Annotated in this window: 12 protein-coding genes; all 12 read left to right on the top strand. The window is 64.7% G+C overall.

The genetic code is table 11. The features are described from left to right. The first annotated feature begins 42 nt into the window (after positions 1 to 42). Positions 43 to 1,326 carry a radical SAM protein gene (locus tag G3446_RS01330; RefSeq protein ID WP_164450585.1) on the top strand — a complete coding sequence of 428 codons (1,284 nt, stop codon included), beginning with the start codon at positions 43 to 45 and terminating at the stop codon, positions 1,324 to 1,326. A gap of 1 nt (position 1,327) precedes the next feature. Beyond that, positions 1,328 to 2,605 (top strand): hypothetical protein, encoded by a 1,278-nt coding sequence (locus tag G3446_RS01335; RefSeq protein WP_164450586.1) that lies wholly within the window; start codon positions 1,328 to 1,330, stop codon positions 2,603 to 2,605. Positions 2,606 to 2,610: 5 nt separating this feature from the next. Then, positions 2,611 to 3,879, top strand: a complete 1,269-nt coding sequence (locus G3446_RS01340) for a hypothetical protein (RefSeq protein ID WP_164450587.1) — start codon at positions 2,611 to 2,613, stop codon at positions 3,877 to 3,879. Beyond that, entirely contained in the window at positions 3,876 to 5,297 is a 1,422-nt protein-coding gene (locus G3446_RS01345; protein WP_164450588.1) for a glycosyltransferase, read from the top strand. Before G3446_RS01340 ends, G3446_RS01345 begins: the two co-directional genes overlap by 4 nt. Then, on the top strand, positions 5,294 to 6,544 hold the full coding sequence (locus tag G3446_RS01350; RefSeq protein WP_164450589.1) for a radical SAM protein: 1,251 nt from the start codon (positions 5,294 to 5,296) through the stop codon (positions 6,542 to 6,544). Before G3446_RS01345 ends, G3446_RS01350 begins: the two co-directional genes overlap by 4 nt. 6 nt (positions 6,545 to 6,550) lie before the next feature. After that, positions 6,551 to 7,699 (top strand): FkbM family methyltransferase, encoded by a 1,149-nt coding sequence (locus tag G3446_RS01355; RefSeq protein ID WP_164450590.1) that lies wholly within the window; start codon positions 6,551 to 6,553, stop codon positions 7,697 to 7,699. A 15-nt stretch (positions 7,700 to 7,714) separates the two neighbouring features. Beyond that, entirely contained in the window at positions 7,715 to 8,452 is a 738-nt protein-coding gene (locus G3446_RS01360; protein ID WP_164450591.1) for an SDR family NAD(P)-dependent oxidoreductase, read from the top strand. Beyond that, a complete protein-coding gene (locus G3446_RS01365) occupies positions 8,452 to 9,903 on the top strand; it encodes a B12-binding domain-containing radical SAM protein (RefSeq protein WP_164450592.1) in 1,452 nt (483 codons plus the stop codon). The genes G3446_RS01360 and G3446_RS01365 overlap by 1 nt, the downstream gene beginning before the upstream one ends. Positions 9,904 to 9,968: 65 nt before the next feature. Continuing rightward, positions 9,969 to 10,748, top strand: coding sequence for an FkbM family methyltransferase (locus tag G3446_RS01370; protein WP_164450593.1), 780 nt, complete (start codon positions 9,969 to 9,971; stop codon positions 10,746 to 10,748). Further along, positions 10,745 to 11,917 carry a class I SAM-dependent methyltransferase gene (locus G3446_RS01375; protein WP_164450594.1) on the top strand — a complete coding sequence of 391 codons (1,173 nt, stop codon included), beginning with the start codon at positions 10,745 to 10,747 and terminating at the stop codon, positions 11,915 to 11,917. Before G3446_RS01370 ends, G3446_RS01375 begins: the two co-directional genes overlap by 4 nt. A gap of 206 nt (positions 11,918 to 12,123) precedes the next feature. Then, the gene (locus G3446_RS01380; protein ID WP_164450595.1) at positions 12,124 to 12,906 is read left to right on the top strand and encodes a cephalosporin hydroxylase family protein; all 783 of its coding nucleotides are present in this window, start codon (positions 12,124 to 12,126) and stop codon (positions 12,904 to 12,906) included. A 23-nt stretch (positions 12,907 to 12,929) separates the two neighbouring features. Next, positions 12,930 to 14,773, top strand: a 1,844-nt coding sequence (locus G3446_RS01385; RefSeq protein WP_164450596.1) for a tetratricopeptide repeat protein, incomplete at its 3' end; no start/stop codon positions are given.

Raw genomic sequence — 14,773 nt, forward strand, 5'->3', positions numbered from 1 at the left:
CTCATGGGCTTGCGGGCCGAGCTTCCGACGGAGATTCAGAGCGTGACATCAGCAGCGATTCCGACGCCATCCCAGCTGCAGGCGCTGATCGGCGATCGAACGGTCCACATCTGGGGGGCTAGGCACGATGGCTATGCCGCGCACAACGTCCTGGCGCGCCATGGCATCGGGACGGAGGGCTTTGTCGACTCCAGCCTGTCGATGCAGGGCGAGCGGGTTTTCGGAAAGCCCGTGATGCTGCCAGCGGACTTCTTCGCGGGCGCGACACTCCGGACGGCCTTCATCGTGATCGCTTCCGGCTTCCACGCCGACGAGATCGCCGCCCAGTGTCTGCGTCACGGTTTTCGCGCCGACCGAGATTTCGTCGTCCAGAGTGAGCTGCGGCTGTTCAACTACCAGGTCGACATCTCGGGAAGCTGCAACCTGAGATGCATCTCCTGCCCACGCGGAAACTTCGACGAGCATCGCCCCAAGGGGTTCATGTCGGCGGCGGTCTATCGCGAGCTGATCGAGAAGATCCTGCGCGACGACCCCTACACCGGGATCATCACGCTCTACAACTGGGGCGAGCCGCTGCTGAACCGGGACCTGCCGGAGATCGTCACGATCACCAACGAATATGGCCTGCTTTCGGCCATCTCCAGCAACCTGAGCTTCCGGCTGGATTTCGAGCCGGTCGTCGCGGCGCGGCCCACCTGGTTTCGCATCTCCGTCTCGGGGTGGGAGGGGAGCTACGAAGTCACCCATACCGGCGGCAACTGGACGCGGCTGATGGAGAACGTGTATCGGCTGGCCGAGTATCGGGACCGGCATCACCCAGGGATGATGGTCGAGGTTTTCTACCACATCTACGGCCACAATCGAGATGACATTCTCCGCTGGCAGGCGCTCTGCAACGAGCTGGGCTTCGTCCTGCGCTATCGCCACGCGGCGCTCGCACCGCTCGACAACATCGAATCCGTGATCGACGGCCGCCCAATCAACGAAAGGGTGCGAAGCACCATGGGGCTGCAGGCCCTCCAGGTGGAGGACGTCATGCACCGGGCGTATGCCGAGCGCCAGCGGCCCTGCTACTACGAGCGTCACCTCTGGATCAACTGGGACCTGGCCGTAGCACATTGCATGGAGTGGTATCGCCCGGATCTCAATCTGGTCGAGGGGAGCTTTCTCGACGTGACCGCCGATGAATTGATCGCCGCTCGCGACGGCAGCCAGTTCTGCGCGCGCTGCAAGGCGCGCGGTATTCACCGGTGCTTCGTGGTGTACAGCGACGAGAAGCTGATCGCCGAGCGCAACAGCATTCCATTCGCCGAGAAGGTTGTTTGACATGGTCTGGACCCAGCAGCGTCTACGCGATGCAGTCGGTGCGCGCTCGGTGTGGATCTGGGGCGCGATGATCGTCGGTCAGGGGCTGTGTCGCGCACTGCAGCGATCGGGTTTGCCGATTGCTGGGTTTCTCGATTCCAGCCCGGCGATGCAGGGCCACAGGGCGTTGGGCTATCCGGTGCATGCGCCGGACTCGGTGCTCCCTCGCGCGCGTGCTGGGGAGGCGTTCATCCTGATCGGCTCGGGACACCACGACCGTCCCATCGAGGCGCAGTGCCAGTCGCACGGCCTGATCGCCGAGCGCGACTATCTGTCCTCGCGCGCGCTCAACGACATCGACCCCAGCATCGATATCTCGGGGCTCTGCAACCTGCGCTGCCTGTCCTGTCCCCAGGGCAACCTCGCCGAGCGTCCGCCGACCGGCTTCATGGGGCTGGAGACCTATGAAGCGATCCTGAGCAAGCTGCTCGACGAGCTTCCCTTTCTCGGTAGCGTCCAGCTCTACACCTGGGGCGAGCCTCTGCTCAACCGCCAGTTGCCGGAGATCATCGCCGCAACCCGCGCCGCCCAGGTGATGACCGCCATCTCCACCAACCTGAAGGCCGCGCGCGGGCTGGAGGCGGTCGTCGCCGCACGGCCGGATTGGATCAAGGTCTCGGCTTCCGGCTACGGCGACAGCTACGCGATCGGCCATACCGGCGGGGACTGGGAGGGTTTTCTCGCGAATCTGCATCAGCTCTCCCAATTGCGCGAGAGGCTGCATCCGGAGCTGCAGATCGTCCTCAACTACCATCTCTACCGGCACAGCGTCGGCGAAAGCTATCGCTCGATGCAGGCCTTGTGCGACGAGCTTGGGCTCATCTTCCGTCCCAACATGGCCTACCTCTATTCGCTGGACAACGTCCTCGACTATGTCGAGGGCCGTCCGCTCTCGCCCGAAGCGGAGCGCACCCTGGATCTGATGTTGCTCGATATCGACACCGGCCTCGAGCGGGCTCGGCAGCGCAAGCACATCCCCTGTCCCGAAGAGCGCTGTCTGCCCATCAACTGGGATGGGCGCGTGCGATTCTGCGGGGTCTATTTCAAGCCATTCATCGCCGACGACTTCCTGAGCGTCCCGCTCGAAGAAATGCTTGCGCGCCGGAATGGCAGTGCCTTTTGCCGGCGCTGCATGAGCCATGGGCTGCATCACTACACCGGGGTCTATCTCGAAGAGCGCATCCTCGAGGACGGCGTCCCGGAGTCCTCGCTGCCGCCGCCCCTGGGCAAGGTCGGATGATGCAGGTGCATGGCGTTCTCGCCGAGCTGCGCGCGACGGCGGCCACCCGGCCGTTGTGGATCTGGGGTGCGGGCAATCAGGGGCGTGGAATCTGCTCCGTTCTCCAAGGGCATGGGGTGCCGCTGGCTGGCTTTTTGGATCAGGCGGCCGATCGACTGGCGGGCCGCGTCATGGGGCTGCCGGTGGCGGAGCCGTCGCGGGTCCTCAACGCGCTCGACGGGGTCGCGTCGTCGCAGCGGCCCTTCGTCGTCATCGCCTCCTGGTTTTTCGAAGCGGAGATCGCGCAGCGTCTGAGAGCGGCGGGCCTGGGCGAGCACGATGACTTCATTGGGTACTCGCGACTGAAGCCTGTCGACTACTCGGTGGATATCGTCGGTGTCTGCAATCTGAAGTGCCTTGCCTGTCCGCGGGCGAGTCGCGCGCCCAGTGATGGGAAGCTTGGGATGATGTCGCTCGAGACCTTTCGCCTGGTGCTGGACAAGATCCTCGCCGAGAGTCCCTTCGTCGGCAATCTCCAGCTCTACCAATGGGGCGAGCCTGTGCTGCACCCGCAGCTGCCGGAGATCGTCGAGCATGCCCGTAGCCGGGGCGTGCTGTGCGCCATTTCGAGCAACCTCAACGCCGATGTGGACTATGCCCGGATCCTCTCGGCGCGTCCCGAGTGGCTGCGCATCTCGACCTCGGGCTGGGGCGAGGGCTACGAGATGACACATGCCCGCGGGCGCTGGCCGCGCTTCCTCGAGCATCTGCGCGAGGTCGCCACCCTGCGTCGCACGCTGCATCCGGAGATGAAGATCGAGGTTTATTACCACCTCTACAAGCACAGCGTCGGTGACAGTCTCGCTCGCTTTCAGGCCTTATGCGACGAGCTTGGGCTGGAGCTCCACCCCATTCCCGCCTACCTCATCTCGCTCGACGACGTTCTGGGATACTGTGAGGGTCGACCCTTGCCGGAGCCGGCCCGGCAGGCCGCCGAGCAGCTCTTGGTGAGCCTGGAAGATGGGCTCGCGGCGGCGTATCGAGAGCGCCATCGCGGCTGCGATGTTCTGCGCTGCGTCAATATTAACTGGGACACGTCGGTCAGCCAGTGCATGCTGTACTACGACAGCGTCGGCAACACGGTCGCCCCGAGCTATCTGGAGATCCCGCTGGAGCGTATCCAGGCGCTGCGCCATGCGGCCGATCTGTGTCGACGCTGCACCAGGTACGGCCTCCATCAATATTGTGCCTCCTACGCGCGCATGGAGCCCGTGTCCGAGGCCGCGTCCGCATGACGATTCGCGTGCTGCATCTCGCACCTCACTTCGGCGGCGGTGTCGGGACCGTGCTCCGCGCGCTGATCGCGGAGAGCCAGCGCCAGGGCGGTCATGCACATCGCTTGGCCTGTCTCGAGGCCGCGGCGGAGCCGACCCGCGCCTGGGCGGGTGCGCTCGGCGTCCAAGTGATCGATCGACTCCACTGGGACGACACGGTGCTCCGTGCCGCGCTGGGCGAGACCGATCTGGTCCATCTGCATTGGTGGCACCATCCGTTGCTGAACGCGCTGATGCACCGCAGTGATCTGCCGCTCTTTCGCTGTGTGCTCTGGACTCACGTCAATGGTCATCATCCCCCGCAAAACTTCCCGCTGGGGATTGCCGACTATCCCGATCTGCTGGTCCTGGCGACCCCCTGGAGCCTGAAGGCGCCCGCGCTGGTCGAGCCGATCGCGCGCGGCACCGACATTCGGGTCGTGCGCAGCAGCGCTGGGATCCCAAGCATGCCGCTGCGCGCGGACGGCCTGGATGGCGTGACTCGCGTCGGCTACGTGGGGACCGTCGACCCGATCAAGATGCATCCCGATTTCGTCCGTCTGTGTCTGGAGGCTGACCTGCCGGGACGCATCGTCGTGGCCGGCGGGCCCGGCCAAGAGGCGCTGCGCGCCGCCGCGCGGGCGGCTGGCGCCGAGGATCGCTTCGAGATCCTGGGGCCGATCGACGACGTCCCTAGCCTCATGAGCCGTCTCGATGTCTTCGCGTATCCGTTGAGCCCGCACCACTACGGCACCGGCGAGCAGGTGCTGCTCGAGGCCGTGGCTGCAGGTGCGGCTCCCGTCGTGCTTGGAACCGACAATGAGCGGTCGCTGCTCGAGCACCTATCCTGCGGGATCATGACGGAATCGGGGGCGGCCTTTGCGCATGCCCTTCGACAGCTGGCCACTGATCCGGCCCGTTTGAGCATCGAGCGCGCCCGCTGCGCGACGGCCGCGACCACATTCTCGGGACTGCGTGAGACCACGGCCGATTGGCACGGGATCTATTCAGAGACGATGGCGCGCGCGCCCGCTGGTCACCGGATGCCTGACAGCAGGCGTCACGATCCGAATCCGCACGAGCTCCTGCTCGCTGCCTGCCAAGGGACCGAGCTGGCCCCGCTCTATGCGCGATTGATCGCCGGCGACGAGCTTGGCCGCGAGGATTGGGGCAGCCTCCCCTGGGGCTGTCTCTCCGATACCCGTGGGTCTTGCTTCCATTACTGCGCGTTCTTCGACGATCCGGCGTTGGAGCGAATTGCCGGGGCGCTCGCACCCGCGCGCTGCGCCGACGCCAGGTCAGATCCGCCGACGCGGCTTGGGTGTCAGCCGCGATCCGGCGGGGCCGTCGATGGGCCACCGGGGCGGAGCGCTGCGGCTTTCAGAGGGCAGACGACATGAATATCCAAACTTTGGCCGCTATCTCGAAGGATCGCCCGGTCTACTGCTGGGGTGCGGGTCGCTATGGTGTGATGGCGGGAGACGCGCTGCTCAGGGCCGGCGTGCGGGTCGCCGGATTCATCGACAAGGCGGTCAGGCCGTCGTCGCGCGACGATGCGATCAAGATCTTGCACCCCGATGCGCTCGACCATCGGGACGGCTGGCTCGTCGTGGTGACGAGCATGTTCTTCGAGGGCGAGATCGAGCGCAGTCTGCTGAGCAAGGGCTATGTCATCGGCCGCGACTACGCACTCTATTCCGCGCTCAAGAAATGGAGCTTCGAGATCGACGTCTCGGGCGTATGCCAATTGAAGTGTCCGAGCTGCCCGAACGGCAACTTTTCGGGAGGGACGCTCGCGAAAGACATGATGGGGCTCGATCTCTACCGTCGCATTCTGAGCAAGCTGCTCGCCGAGGTCGATTTCCTGCCGGATGTCCAGCTCTACTCATGGGGTGAGCCGCTGCTGAACCCTGCGCTGCCCGACATGGTCGCCTACTCGGTGGAGCGCGGTGTTTCCGTGGGCATCTCATCCAACCTGAACGACACCCGACACCTCGAGAAGACGATTCTGGCCCGGCCCGATTGGTTTCGCGTGTCCCTATCCGGAACCGGCGAGCGCTATGGACTCAGTCATCGTGGAGGGCGCTGGGAGAAGGTTGCACGCCACATCGATCAGCTCGCCGAATTGCGGGGTCGCCATCATCCCGGGATGGTGGTCGAGATGAATTACCACCTGTACCGGCACAATGCCGCCGACGTCGAGACGATTGCGGCGCTGTGTAGAGATAAAGGCTTTCTGTTCAAGCCCAATGCCGCCTACATCGACCCCCTCGATACCCTCATCGAGTATGTCGAGGGGCAGCCGCTTCCGGACGATCTGGTTAGGATCTCCAGGGAGCTGCTCTTGGATGTCGACGAGGTTCTGCGGGATTGCCGTCGTAATCGCTCCGCGAACTGCGTTCGCGAGCGCACGGTTGTGATCCACAGTGATGGCGCCGTCCGTCAGTGTCCGCATGTATTCGGCGCACAGTATAGACTCGACAGGGGACTATTGGATTCCTCCATGGGTGAGATCTCGCGGCTGTTCGCCGATCGCGATCTCTGCAGGCGGTGCAAGAGCCTGGGACTGAATAACTTCTATGCCCATTTTCTGGATTGCTCCGATCAGCCCGGCGCCGAGATGCCGCGTCGCACCCGGCAGGACTGACGGACGATGAGCGGCCATCGGTCAGATGGAATCTGGGAGGCACTGGATGTCAGCGCACGCAATCCGGCGCTATCCTCGCTTGTTTCTGAGTGGCGGGGGCGTCCCCTGGTCATCTATGGGGCCGGCCCCGCTGGGAGATGTGCGTGCGATATCCTGCTGAGGCTCGGTGAGCGGCCGGAGTGCATGCTGGACGCGCGCGCGAGCCGCCTACCGGCCGACCATGCGGGCATCCCGATTCTTCCCCCCGGACAGCCCGCCTTTCCTGCGTCCTGGAAGCGTGATGCGGTGGTCTTGGTGTGCGTGGTACAAGGCGCCGAGGTGCACGAGGCCATCGCTCGCCACCTTGCCGACGAGGGCTTTCGTACGGTCGTTCCCTGGATCCAGAAGGCGTTCTCGGCGGATGCGATTCGCTCCTCGGGCCGTGTCGAGCCGCGGATGGAAGATTTTCGGGGCGCCATCATGGCCTGCGCCGATCTGCTCGAGGACGCGCGGAGCCGCGAGACCTATCTGAATGTCATGCGGGCCTGTGCGCTGAGGCGTTTCGACGACCTCAGCTTTCTCGATCCTCAGGAGCAGTATTTCCCATCGGACGTCGAAATGGCCAAAGGCTACCGAGCGTTCATGGATTGCGGGGCCTTTCGGGGCGATACGCTCGCAAATCTTGTCGCAAGGGTCGGGGTACCGAGCACCTATATTGCGTTCGAGCCCGACTCGAGCAATTTCGGGGATCTCGCTCGCGCGGTCGAGGATCTCGGCGTCGACCAGGCAATGCTGTTCCCTTGCGCGGTCTCGCATCACACCGGGACGCTTCGCTTCACCCCCGACCGTGTGCATGGCGGGGCGGGCAGCTCGCTCGATCCGCGCGGCGCGGAGATGGTCCAGAGCGTCGCGATCGACGATTGCCTGAAAGGTGTGTCACCGAGCTTCATCAAGCTCGATATCGAGGGTAGCGAGGTCGATGCGCTTGCCGGGGCTCGGCGGACCATCGAGCGCTGTCGCCCCGATCTCGCGGTGGCCGTCTATCACTACGTCGACCACTATTTCGAGATCCCCAATCTGCTGCATCGTTGGGGCCTTGGCTATCGGTTCCATTTGCGCACCTACGACCGTTTCGGTAACGAGACGATCCTCTATGCCACCTGCCGATCTTCGTAGCGGGGGATCTGAACGATGGATTACGCGTTGGTGACTGGCTCTAGTGGCGGACTCGGCTACTGCATTGCCCGCGAGTTCGCCCGGCATGGGGTCGTTCCGATCCTCACCGGACGCGATCCCGAATCCTTGCAGCGTGCCTCGCGCTCCATCGAGGACGTGTCGGGGCTGACGCCGCTATCCTTCTCCGGGGATCTCACCGAGGCTTCAGCCCCCGCGCAACTCTATGAGTATGTGTCCGATCGCGGAGCGATTCCCCGTTATCTGGCTCACAATCTCGGCGGCGGGATCCGGGGCGACCGCAAGAATCCACCGCGCGAGGTGCTAAGGCCCTCGTTCCGGCTCAATTTCGAGGTGGCCGTGGAGCTGAACGCCTTGTTCTACGACGACTTGACCAAGCTATCCGCCAAGATTCTGCACATCGGCTCGACCTCTTCGCTGCACTACGATGCACCGCCGGGCTATCTAGTGAGCAAGGCAGCGATCATTCCCTATGTGAAGAATGCGGCGAAATCCTTTGCCGAGGACGGACTGAGCATCTTCGCGATCCTTCCCGGCATGCTCGAGCATCCCGGCAGCTACACCGATCGGCTGCGCGCGCGCGACCCGCAGCGCCATGCGCGCTTTCTCGAGGGCATGCCTTATGGGAGGTTCGTGCCGTCCGCGGATGTCGCCAAGTACGCCGTCTCGCTCTGTCTCGTCGACAGTCCGATGATCAATGGCTCGATCGTGGTGATCGACGGAGGGGCCGACTGATGGTCGATGTGATCCTGACCTCTTCGTATCAGCCGCGATCGGTCTCGCGGATCGATATCGCGCCGCCGCTGTCGCTGCTGCTGCTGGCGGGCGCCTTGGAGCAGGCGGGCTACGCCTCGCGCATACTCGACCTCAATCTCCATCGCGACGGCATCGGTGACGATGAAGACGGCCATTACATCGATCTGATCGCCTCGGAGATCGGCCAAGAGCCGACCCTGGTGGGCTTCTCCTGCCTGACGACCGGCCACTTCCCATTCTTCCAGGAGGCGGCGGCGCGACTTAAGGCGAGATTCCCGAGCCTTCGCATCGCCATTGGTGGCTGCCATTCGTCCCTGTTCGCCAGGGATATCCTCGATCATTGCCCCGAGATCGATTACGTCGGTATCGGCGAGAGCGAGGAGCAGATCGTGCAGCTGGTATCCGGCCTGAGCGAGCAATGGGATGACTTTGCCCCCGAGATCGAGGCCTTCGGCTGGCGCGATGGCGACGGGCAAACCCGTCTCGTCGAGCGCAAGACGTTCAACAAGGATCTCGATGCGATCTACCACCCGGCGTGGCACCTAGCGGACTTTTCCGCGTATTACCGGGACCACTCGAATTGGCACAACCCCAAGCAGCACGACATTCGTATCTCTATCCCGATCCAGACCTCACGCAGCTGTCCCTATCACTGCAGTTTCTGCTCGTCGATCGAGGTGAATGGGCGTGGCTATCGCCGTCGGTCAGCGAGCGCGGTGGTCGATGAGATTGCGCTCCATGTCGAGCATTTCGGTCATCGCTACTTCGGATTCGTCGACGACAATCTCACGGTCTCGAAGCGGCATATCCTGGCGATCATGAACGAGATCGTCCGGCGCAATCTGGACATCCAGTTCGAATCCTTCAGCGGATACCATATCGCGACCCTGGACGATGAGGTCATCGCGGCGCTGGTCGCCGGAGGGTGCGTCTATACCCTGATGCCGATCGAGCACGGCAACGAGCGGATGAGAAATCGGATCATCGGCAAGCGGCTGGCGACCGACAAGATCTATCAGGTGGTCGAGAGCTACCGGCGGTTCGACGTGCTCGTGCGGGCGGTGTTCATCATGGGCTTCCCGGAGGATACCGACGAGACCCTGCGGGACACCATGGCCATGATCGAACGGCTCGGCGTCGATCTGGTCGACATCTTCACCTTGATCCCCTATCCGGGGACCCGCGTGTTCGAGCAGGCGATGCGCGACGGTCTGTTTGTCGGCGAGGTCGAGCGCACGGCACTTTGGTCTGGCCACTATGGGCTCGACAATCAATCGAGCGCCTTCTATCTGAAGCCGTATGCACTGTCGCTGGATGATCTGTCGAGATGGCGGACCGCCTTCGACGCGGTGAGCCGGCGGCATCTGCAAGCATGGCAGCGAAAGAAGCAGCCGAGTGGGGCAGGGCGCGTCCAAGTCGCGGCCTGTTGACGATCATATCGAGGCCGTCGGGCGTTCGGCCCCGCGGCCCGTGGTTTCGAAGTCGGGAGTCGTCGTTGAGCGTCTATCTTGAAGAACGGGAGGCGGCGATCTTCGACCGCCAGCTCGGGGTTCTCGCGCGATGCGGTGTTGCCGCGCCGGTGATCTTTGACGTCGGCGCCAATGTTGGCCAGAGCGTCGAGCGCTACCGTGCGGCGTGTCCGGAATCCACCCTTCACTGTTTCGAGCCCAGCCCCGCGGCCTTCGAGACATTGGCCGGGCGTTGCCGCGGCCAGCCAGGCGTCTTCTTGCGCAATCTCGCGCTGAGCGACCGGGAGGGCTCCAGCCCCTTCTATGCCACACAGCGCAGCGAGCTGAGCTCGCTGCTGCGGCCTGAGTCCTGGCTGCGGGCCTTGAGCCTGGACGACAAGTACGACTTCAGCGAGCTGAGCGTGCCCTGCACAACGCTCGATCGTTACTGCGAGGAGCTGGGACTGGACTGGATCGACATTCTCAAGATCGATGTCCAGGGCGCCGAGCCGAATGTCTTGCGGGGCGCACAGCGGGTCTTGGGCCATGCCAGGGTCGGGCTGGTCTATTTGGAAGTCATGCTGGCCGAGACCTATGTCGGCCAGGCGACGCTGCTCCAATTGCTGACTCTGTTCGAGGCCTTTAACTATCGGCTCTGGGACTTGCTGCCCTTCACCTACACCAGCGCCGACGCGGCCTGGACCGCCAACGGATTGTTCGTCTGTCCGCAGTGGGCGGGGCGTATCGAGGCGGCGGCCCGGCGCGAGATCTCCGGCGAGACGGGGGACGGGGAGCGGCGCGGCTGTGCCGAGGTGCCGAATCGATGACGGGATGCGCGCGTCCCTGTCCGCTATGCGGGCATCCGGCGTCGCGCCCGTTGCGTCCGCTGCGCTATGAGCTGTTCGACGACACTGCGCTCTCCGGGGCGAGTCCGCTCGTCGCCTGCGCGGGCTGCGGCATGGTCTACAATCGGCCGGACGGCGGCCCGCATGCGCTGCTCGCCTATTATCGGGCCAACGACCACTATGCGACCTCGCAGACCCCCGGCTCCGGTGGCGAGAGTGAGGGCGAGCGACGCCGTTACCGGCGACTCTTCGACTGCTTGGGTCTGGGAAAGGGCGACGCCGTGCGGACGGTTCTCGACGTCGGCTGCGGGAAGGGCGGTTGGCTCGAGTGGCTCTATCGCGCCGGTTCCAGCCAGCTGATCGGCATCGAGGCGTCCGATGCCTGTCGCGAGTCGATCCAGTGTCGGGGGCTGGTCGATGTCTATCCCGGGGTGGCCGATGTACCCGACGACGCTGGGGCCGATCTGGTCGTGCTCAGCCATGTCCTGGAGCACTTGTACGATCCGCTGGCCGAGCTGCGCATGCTGGTCGAGAAGTCCGCGGACGACGCGCGCTTCTTCATCGAGGTGCCTAATGCCCTGGCGATGCTCGAGAGCGTGCTCCCCTGGTCCTGGCTGTTCTTCGAGCACATCAACCACTTCACCGAACGGTCTCTGCGGACGCTGGCGCAGCGCGCCGGACTCGAAGTGTCGCGCTCGGGCCAGTGGTCCTTTGACCCCGATCATGGGGCTAAGTGTGAATGCCTGTATCTTGTATGCCGAGCGCGTGGCGGTACCGACAAGCGTCCGGCGTCCATCGACGACGACTGGTGGAGGGCGCTCGACGTGCGGTTGCCGGCACGCCCTCTGGCCGCGGCGCAGGTCGCTGAGATGCTGTCCACGTCGGGACGGCTCGCGCTCTGGGGCTGCTCGCAGTACGCCATGCTGATCATGGGGATGCATGAGGAGATACGCGCGCGCCTGGCGATGCTGTTCGACGCCTCCCCGGCCAAGATCGGCCGCAGGGTCGCTGGCATGGAGATCCGCTCCCCGGCGGAGCTAACGTGCCTCACCGACGACGATTTGTTGCTGCTGCCGCGCTCCGGCTATCTCGACGGGATGTCGAGGCACCTCCGCGACGCAGGGATCAAGGGGCGTTCCCGCGTTGTTTGATCCATGCCTATCCGGTTGCTACCCAACGATTCCATGCTAGTTGTGTTTTCGAGCCGAAAGTGCGGCACAAGCCACTTCCGCGAGCCGTCAGACCCCTGGACCGGCGAGTGCATGAGAAAAATCGGCCGCATTGCGGGACCCGCGGCATGGTGTGGGAGGCGACCGGATAGGCACGGTTTGATCCATCGAGCTCGAAGGACTCCGTCATGACCGACGATCGCGCCATCTTTCTATCCGAGCGAGAGGAGCGGCTCGAGCATTACCGCCGTGACCGGGCGTTGCAGGACTCCGCCCGAAGCTTCCTGGGCGAGACGCTGCGCGCGCGCTATTCCTACCAATTCGATTGGCTGGGGCTCCCGATCATCCAGTACCCCCAGGACATGGCCGCGCTCCAGGAGATCATCTGGTCGACCCGTCCCGACCTCATCATCGAGACCGGAATCGCGCGCGGCGGATCGCTGGTCTTCAGCGCGTCCATGCTCGCGCTGCTCGACCTGGCCGATGCCGCGGCCGAGGGGCGCGTGCTCGATCCGCGCCGACCGGGGCGCACCGTCCTCGGCGTGGACATCGACATCCGCCCGCACAACCGTGTCGCCATCGAGGCGCATCCATTGTCTGCACGCATCCGCATGATCGAAGGCTCGAGCATCGCCGACGACGTCGTGGCCCGGGCGCGGGAGCTGGCCGCCGAGCATGCGCGCGTTATGGTGTGCCTGGATTCGAGCCATACCCACGACCACGTCATGGCGGAGCTGATGGCCTATGCGCCGCTGGTCGGCGTCGGCGCCTACTGCGTCGTGCTCGATACCGTCATCGAGGATCTGCCCGAGGCGACCTTCCCCGGCCGGCCTTGGGGACGCGGCAACAGCCCCAAGAGCGCGGTGCATGCCTTTCTCGCGGACCATCCCGAGTTCGAGATCGACACCAGCATCCCCGACAAGCTCCTGTCGACCGTCGCGCCCGATGGTTATCTGAGACGCCTGTCTTGACCTGTCGCCGCACATCGACCCAGATGAGCGATACCAATCAGGCGAGCGATACCAAGTCACTGCTCGCACAGGCCGTTTCTCAGCACGGGGCCGGGCGGTTGGATGTCGCGGAGCATCTGTATCGTGCGGTCTTGGCGGTCGACGCCGCCGACGCCGAGGCGTGTCACGGCCTAGGGGCGCTCTTGGTCGAGCGGGGCTTGAGCGAGCCTGGGCTCGAGCTGCTCAGGCGCGCCGTGGAGCTTGCTCCTGACAAAGCGGTTTATTGGTGTGGGCTAGCGCTCGCGCTCCTGGCCGCCCTACGGCCCGACGAGGCGCTGCGGGTCGTCGATCGCGCGGAGAATCTGGGACTGGAGCTACCGTCGGCGCGCGAGCTTCGGACGCAGATCCAGGCGGCGATCTCCCCTCGGGGAGATCCTGGCGACGCCGCAGCCGCGGCCGCGGCCGTGGTTTCGCGGCAAGCGCGCGAGATGGTGGCCGCGCTCGCCGATGCGGGGCGTTTGGAGGAGGCCGAAGCCGCCGCGCGTGGTCTAACCGAGCGCCATCCGAGCGATGCTTTCGGTTGGAAGGCATTGGGCACCATCATGACGCAGCGCCACTGTCATGATGCCGCCCTATCCGTGCTGCGTCGTGCCGTTGCCCTGGACGCAGGGGATGCCGAGAGTCTCAATAGTCTGGCGACGGCCCTCCAGCGCGTCGGTCGATTGGACGAGGCGCATGCGTTTGCCGAGCGGGCTGTCGCGCTCCGACCGGACTATGCCGAGGCGCATTACAATGCGGCGCTGATCCTGCATGAGCAGCGGCGTTTCGAGGAGGCGCTACGCGGTTACCGTCTGGCGGTCGAGATCAGGCCGAATCTCGCGCTTGCCCACAACAACATGGGCAACCTGCTCACTGAGATGGGGCGCCGCGACGAGGCGCTGAGCTGCTTTTCACGTGCGTTGGCAGTCGCGCCCGAGTATGCGGATGCCCACAATAACCTGGGCAGCTGCCTGATGGGGCTCGGACGCACGGAGGAGTCGCTGGCGTGCTTCGCGCACGCGCTGGCGATCGAGCCAGGACATGCCGAGGCGCATAACAACCAGGGTAATGCCTTGGCCGCGATAGGCCGGGTCGAGGAGGCCTTGGGCTGCTATGCCCGCGCGGTCGCGGCTCGTCCGAGCTACGCGCAGGCCTACAGCAACGCCGGAAACGCGCTCGTCTCGCTCGAGCGGCTGGAGCAAGCCGTGGATTGCTATCGTCGTGCAATCGCGCTGGCCCCGGATTTCGCGCTGGCGCACTACAACCTAGGGAATACCCTGAGGGATCTGGACCAGTTGGGCGAGGCGGTCGAGCATTACCGACGTGCGCTATCGCTCCAGCCCAGCTCGGCCGATTGTCTCAGCAATTTGGGCGGCGTCTTGCAGGATCTCGGGGAGGTCGATGAGGCTATCGCCTGCCGCAGGCAAGCGTTGGCCCTCGAGCCCGACGATGTCGTCGCCTACGGCGGCCTGCTCTTCACGTTGAACTACCATCCGGACAAATCGGCCGAGGAGATCTTCGCGGCGTATCGTGATTACGAGCGCCGCTTTGGCGCGCCGCTGCGCACGGGCTGGCGTGGTCACGGTAATGATCGGGATCCGGAGCGTCGTTTGCGCCTGGGCTACGTCTCGGCGGACCTGCGCGCGCACTCGCTGCGCTCCTTCCTCGAGCCGCTGCTGGCGCATCACGACCATGGCGCGCTGGAGCTGATCGCCTACGCCGAGCTGGCGCGTGGCGATGGGGTGACCGAGCGCTACCGGGGCTGGTTCGACCATTGGGTGGACACCCGTGGTCTGAGCGACGCGGCGCTGGCCGAGCGCATCCGCGCCGACGCGGTGGACATCCTGAT

The organism is Thiorhodococcus minor (assembly GCF_010820565.1).
In the GTDB taxonomy this organism is placed as follows: Bacteria; Pseudomonadota; Gammaproteobacteria; order Chromatiales; family Chromatiaceae; genus Thiorhodococcus; species Thiorhodococcus minor.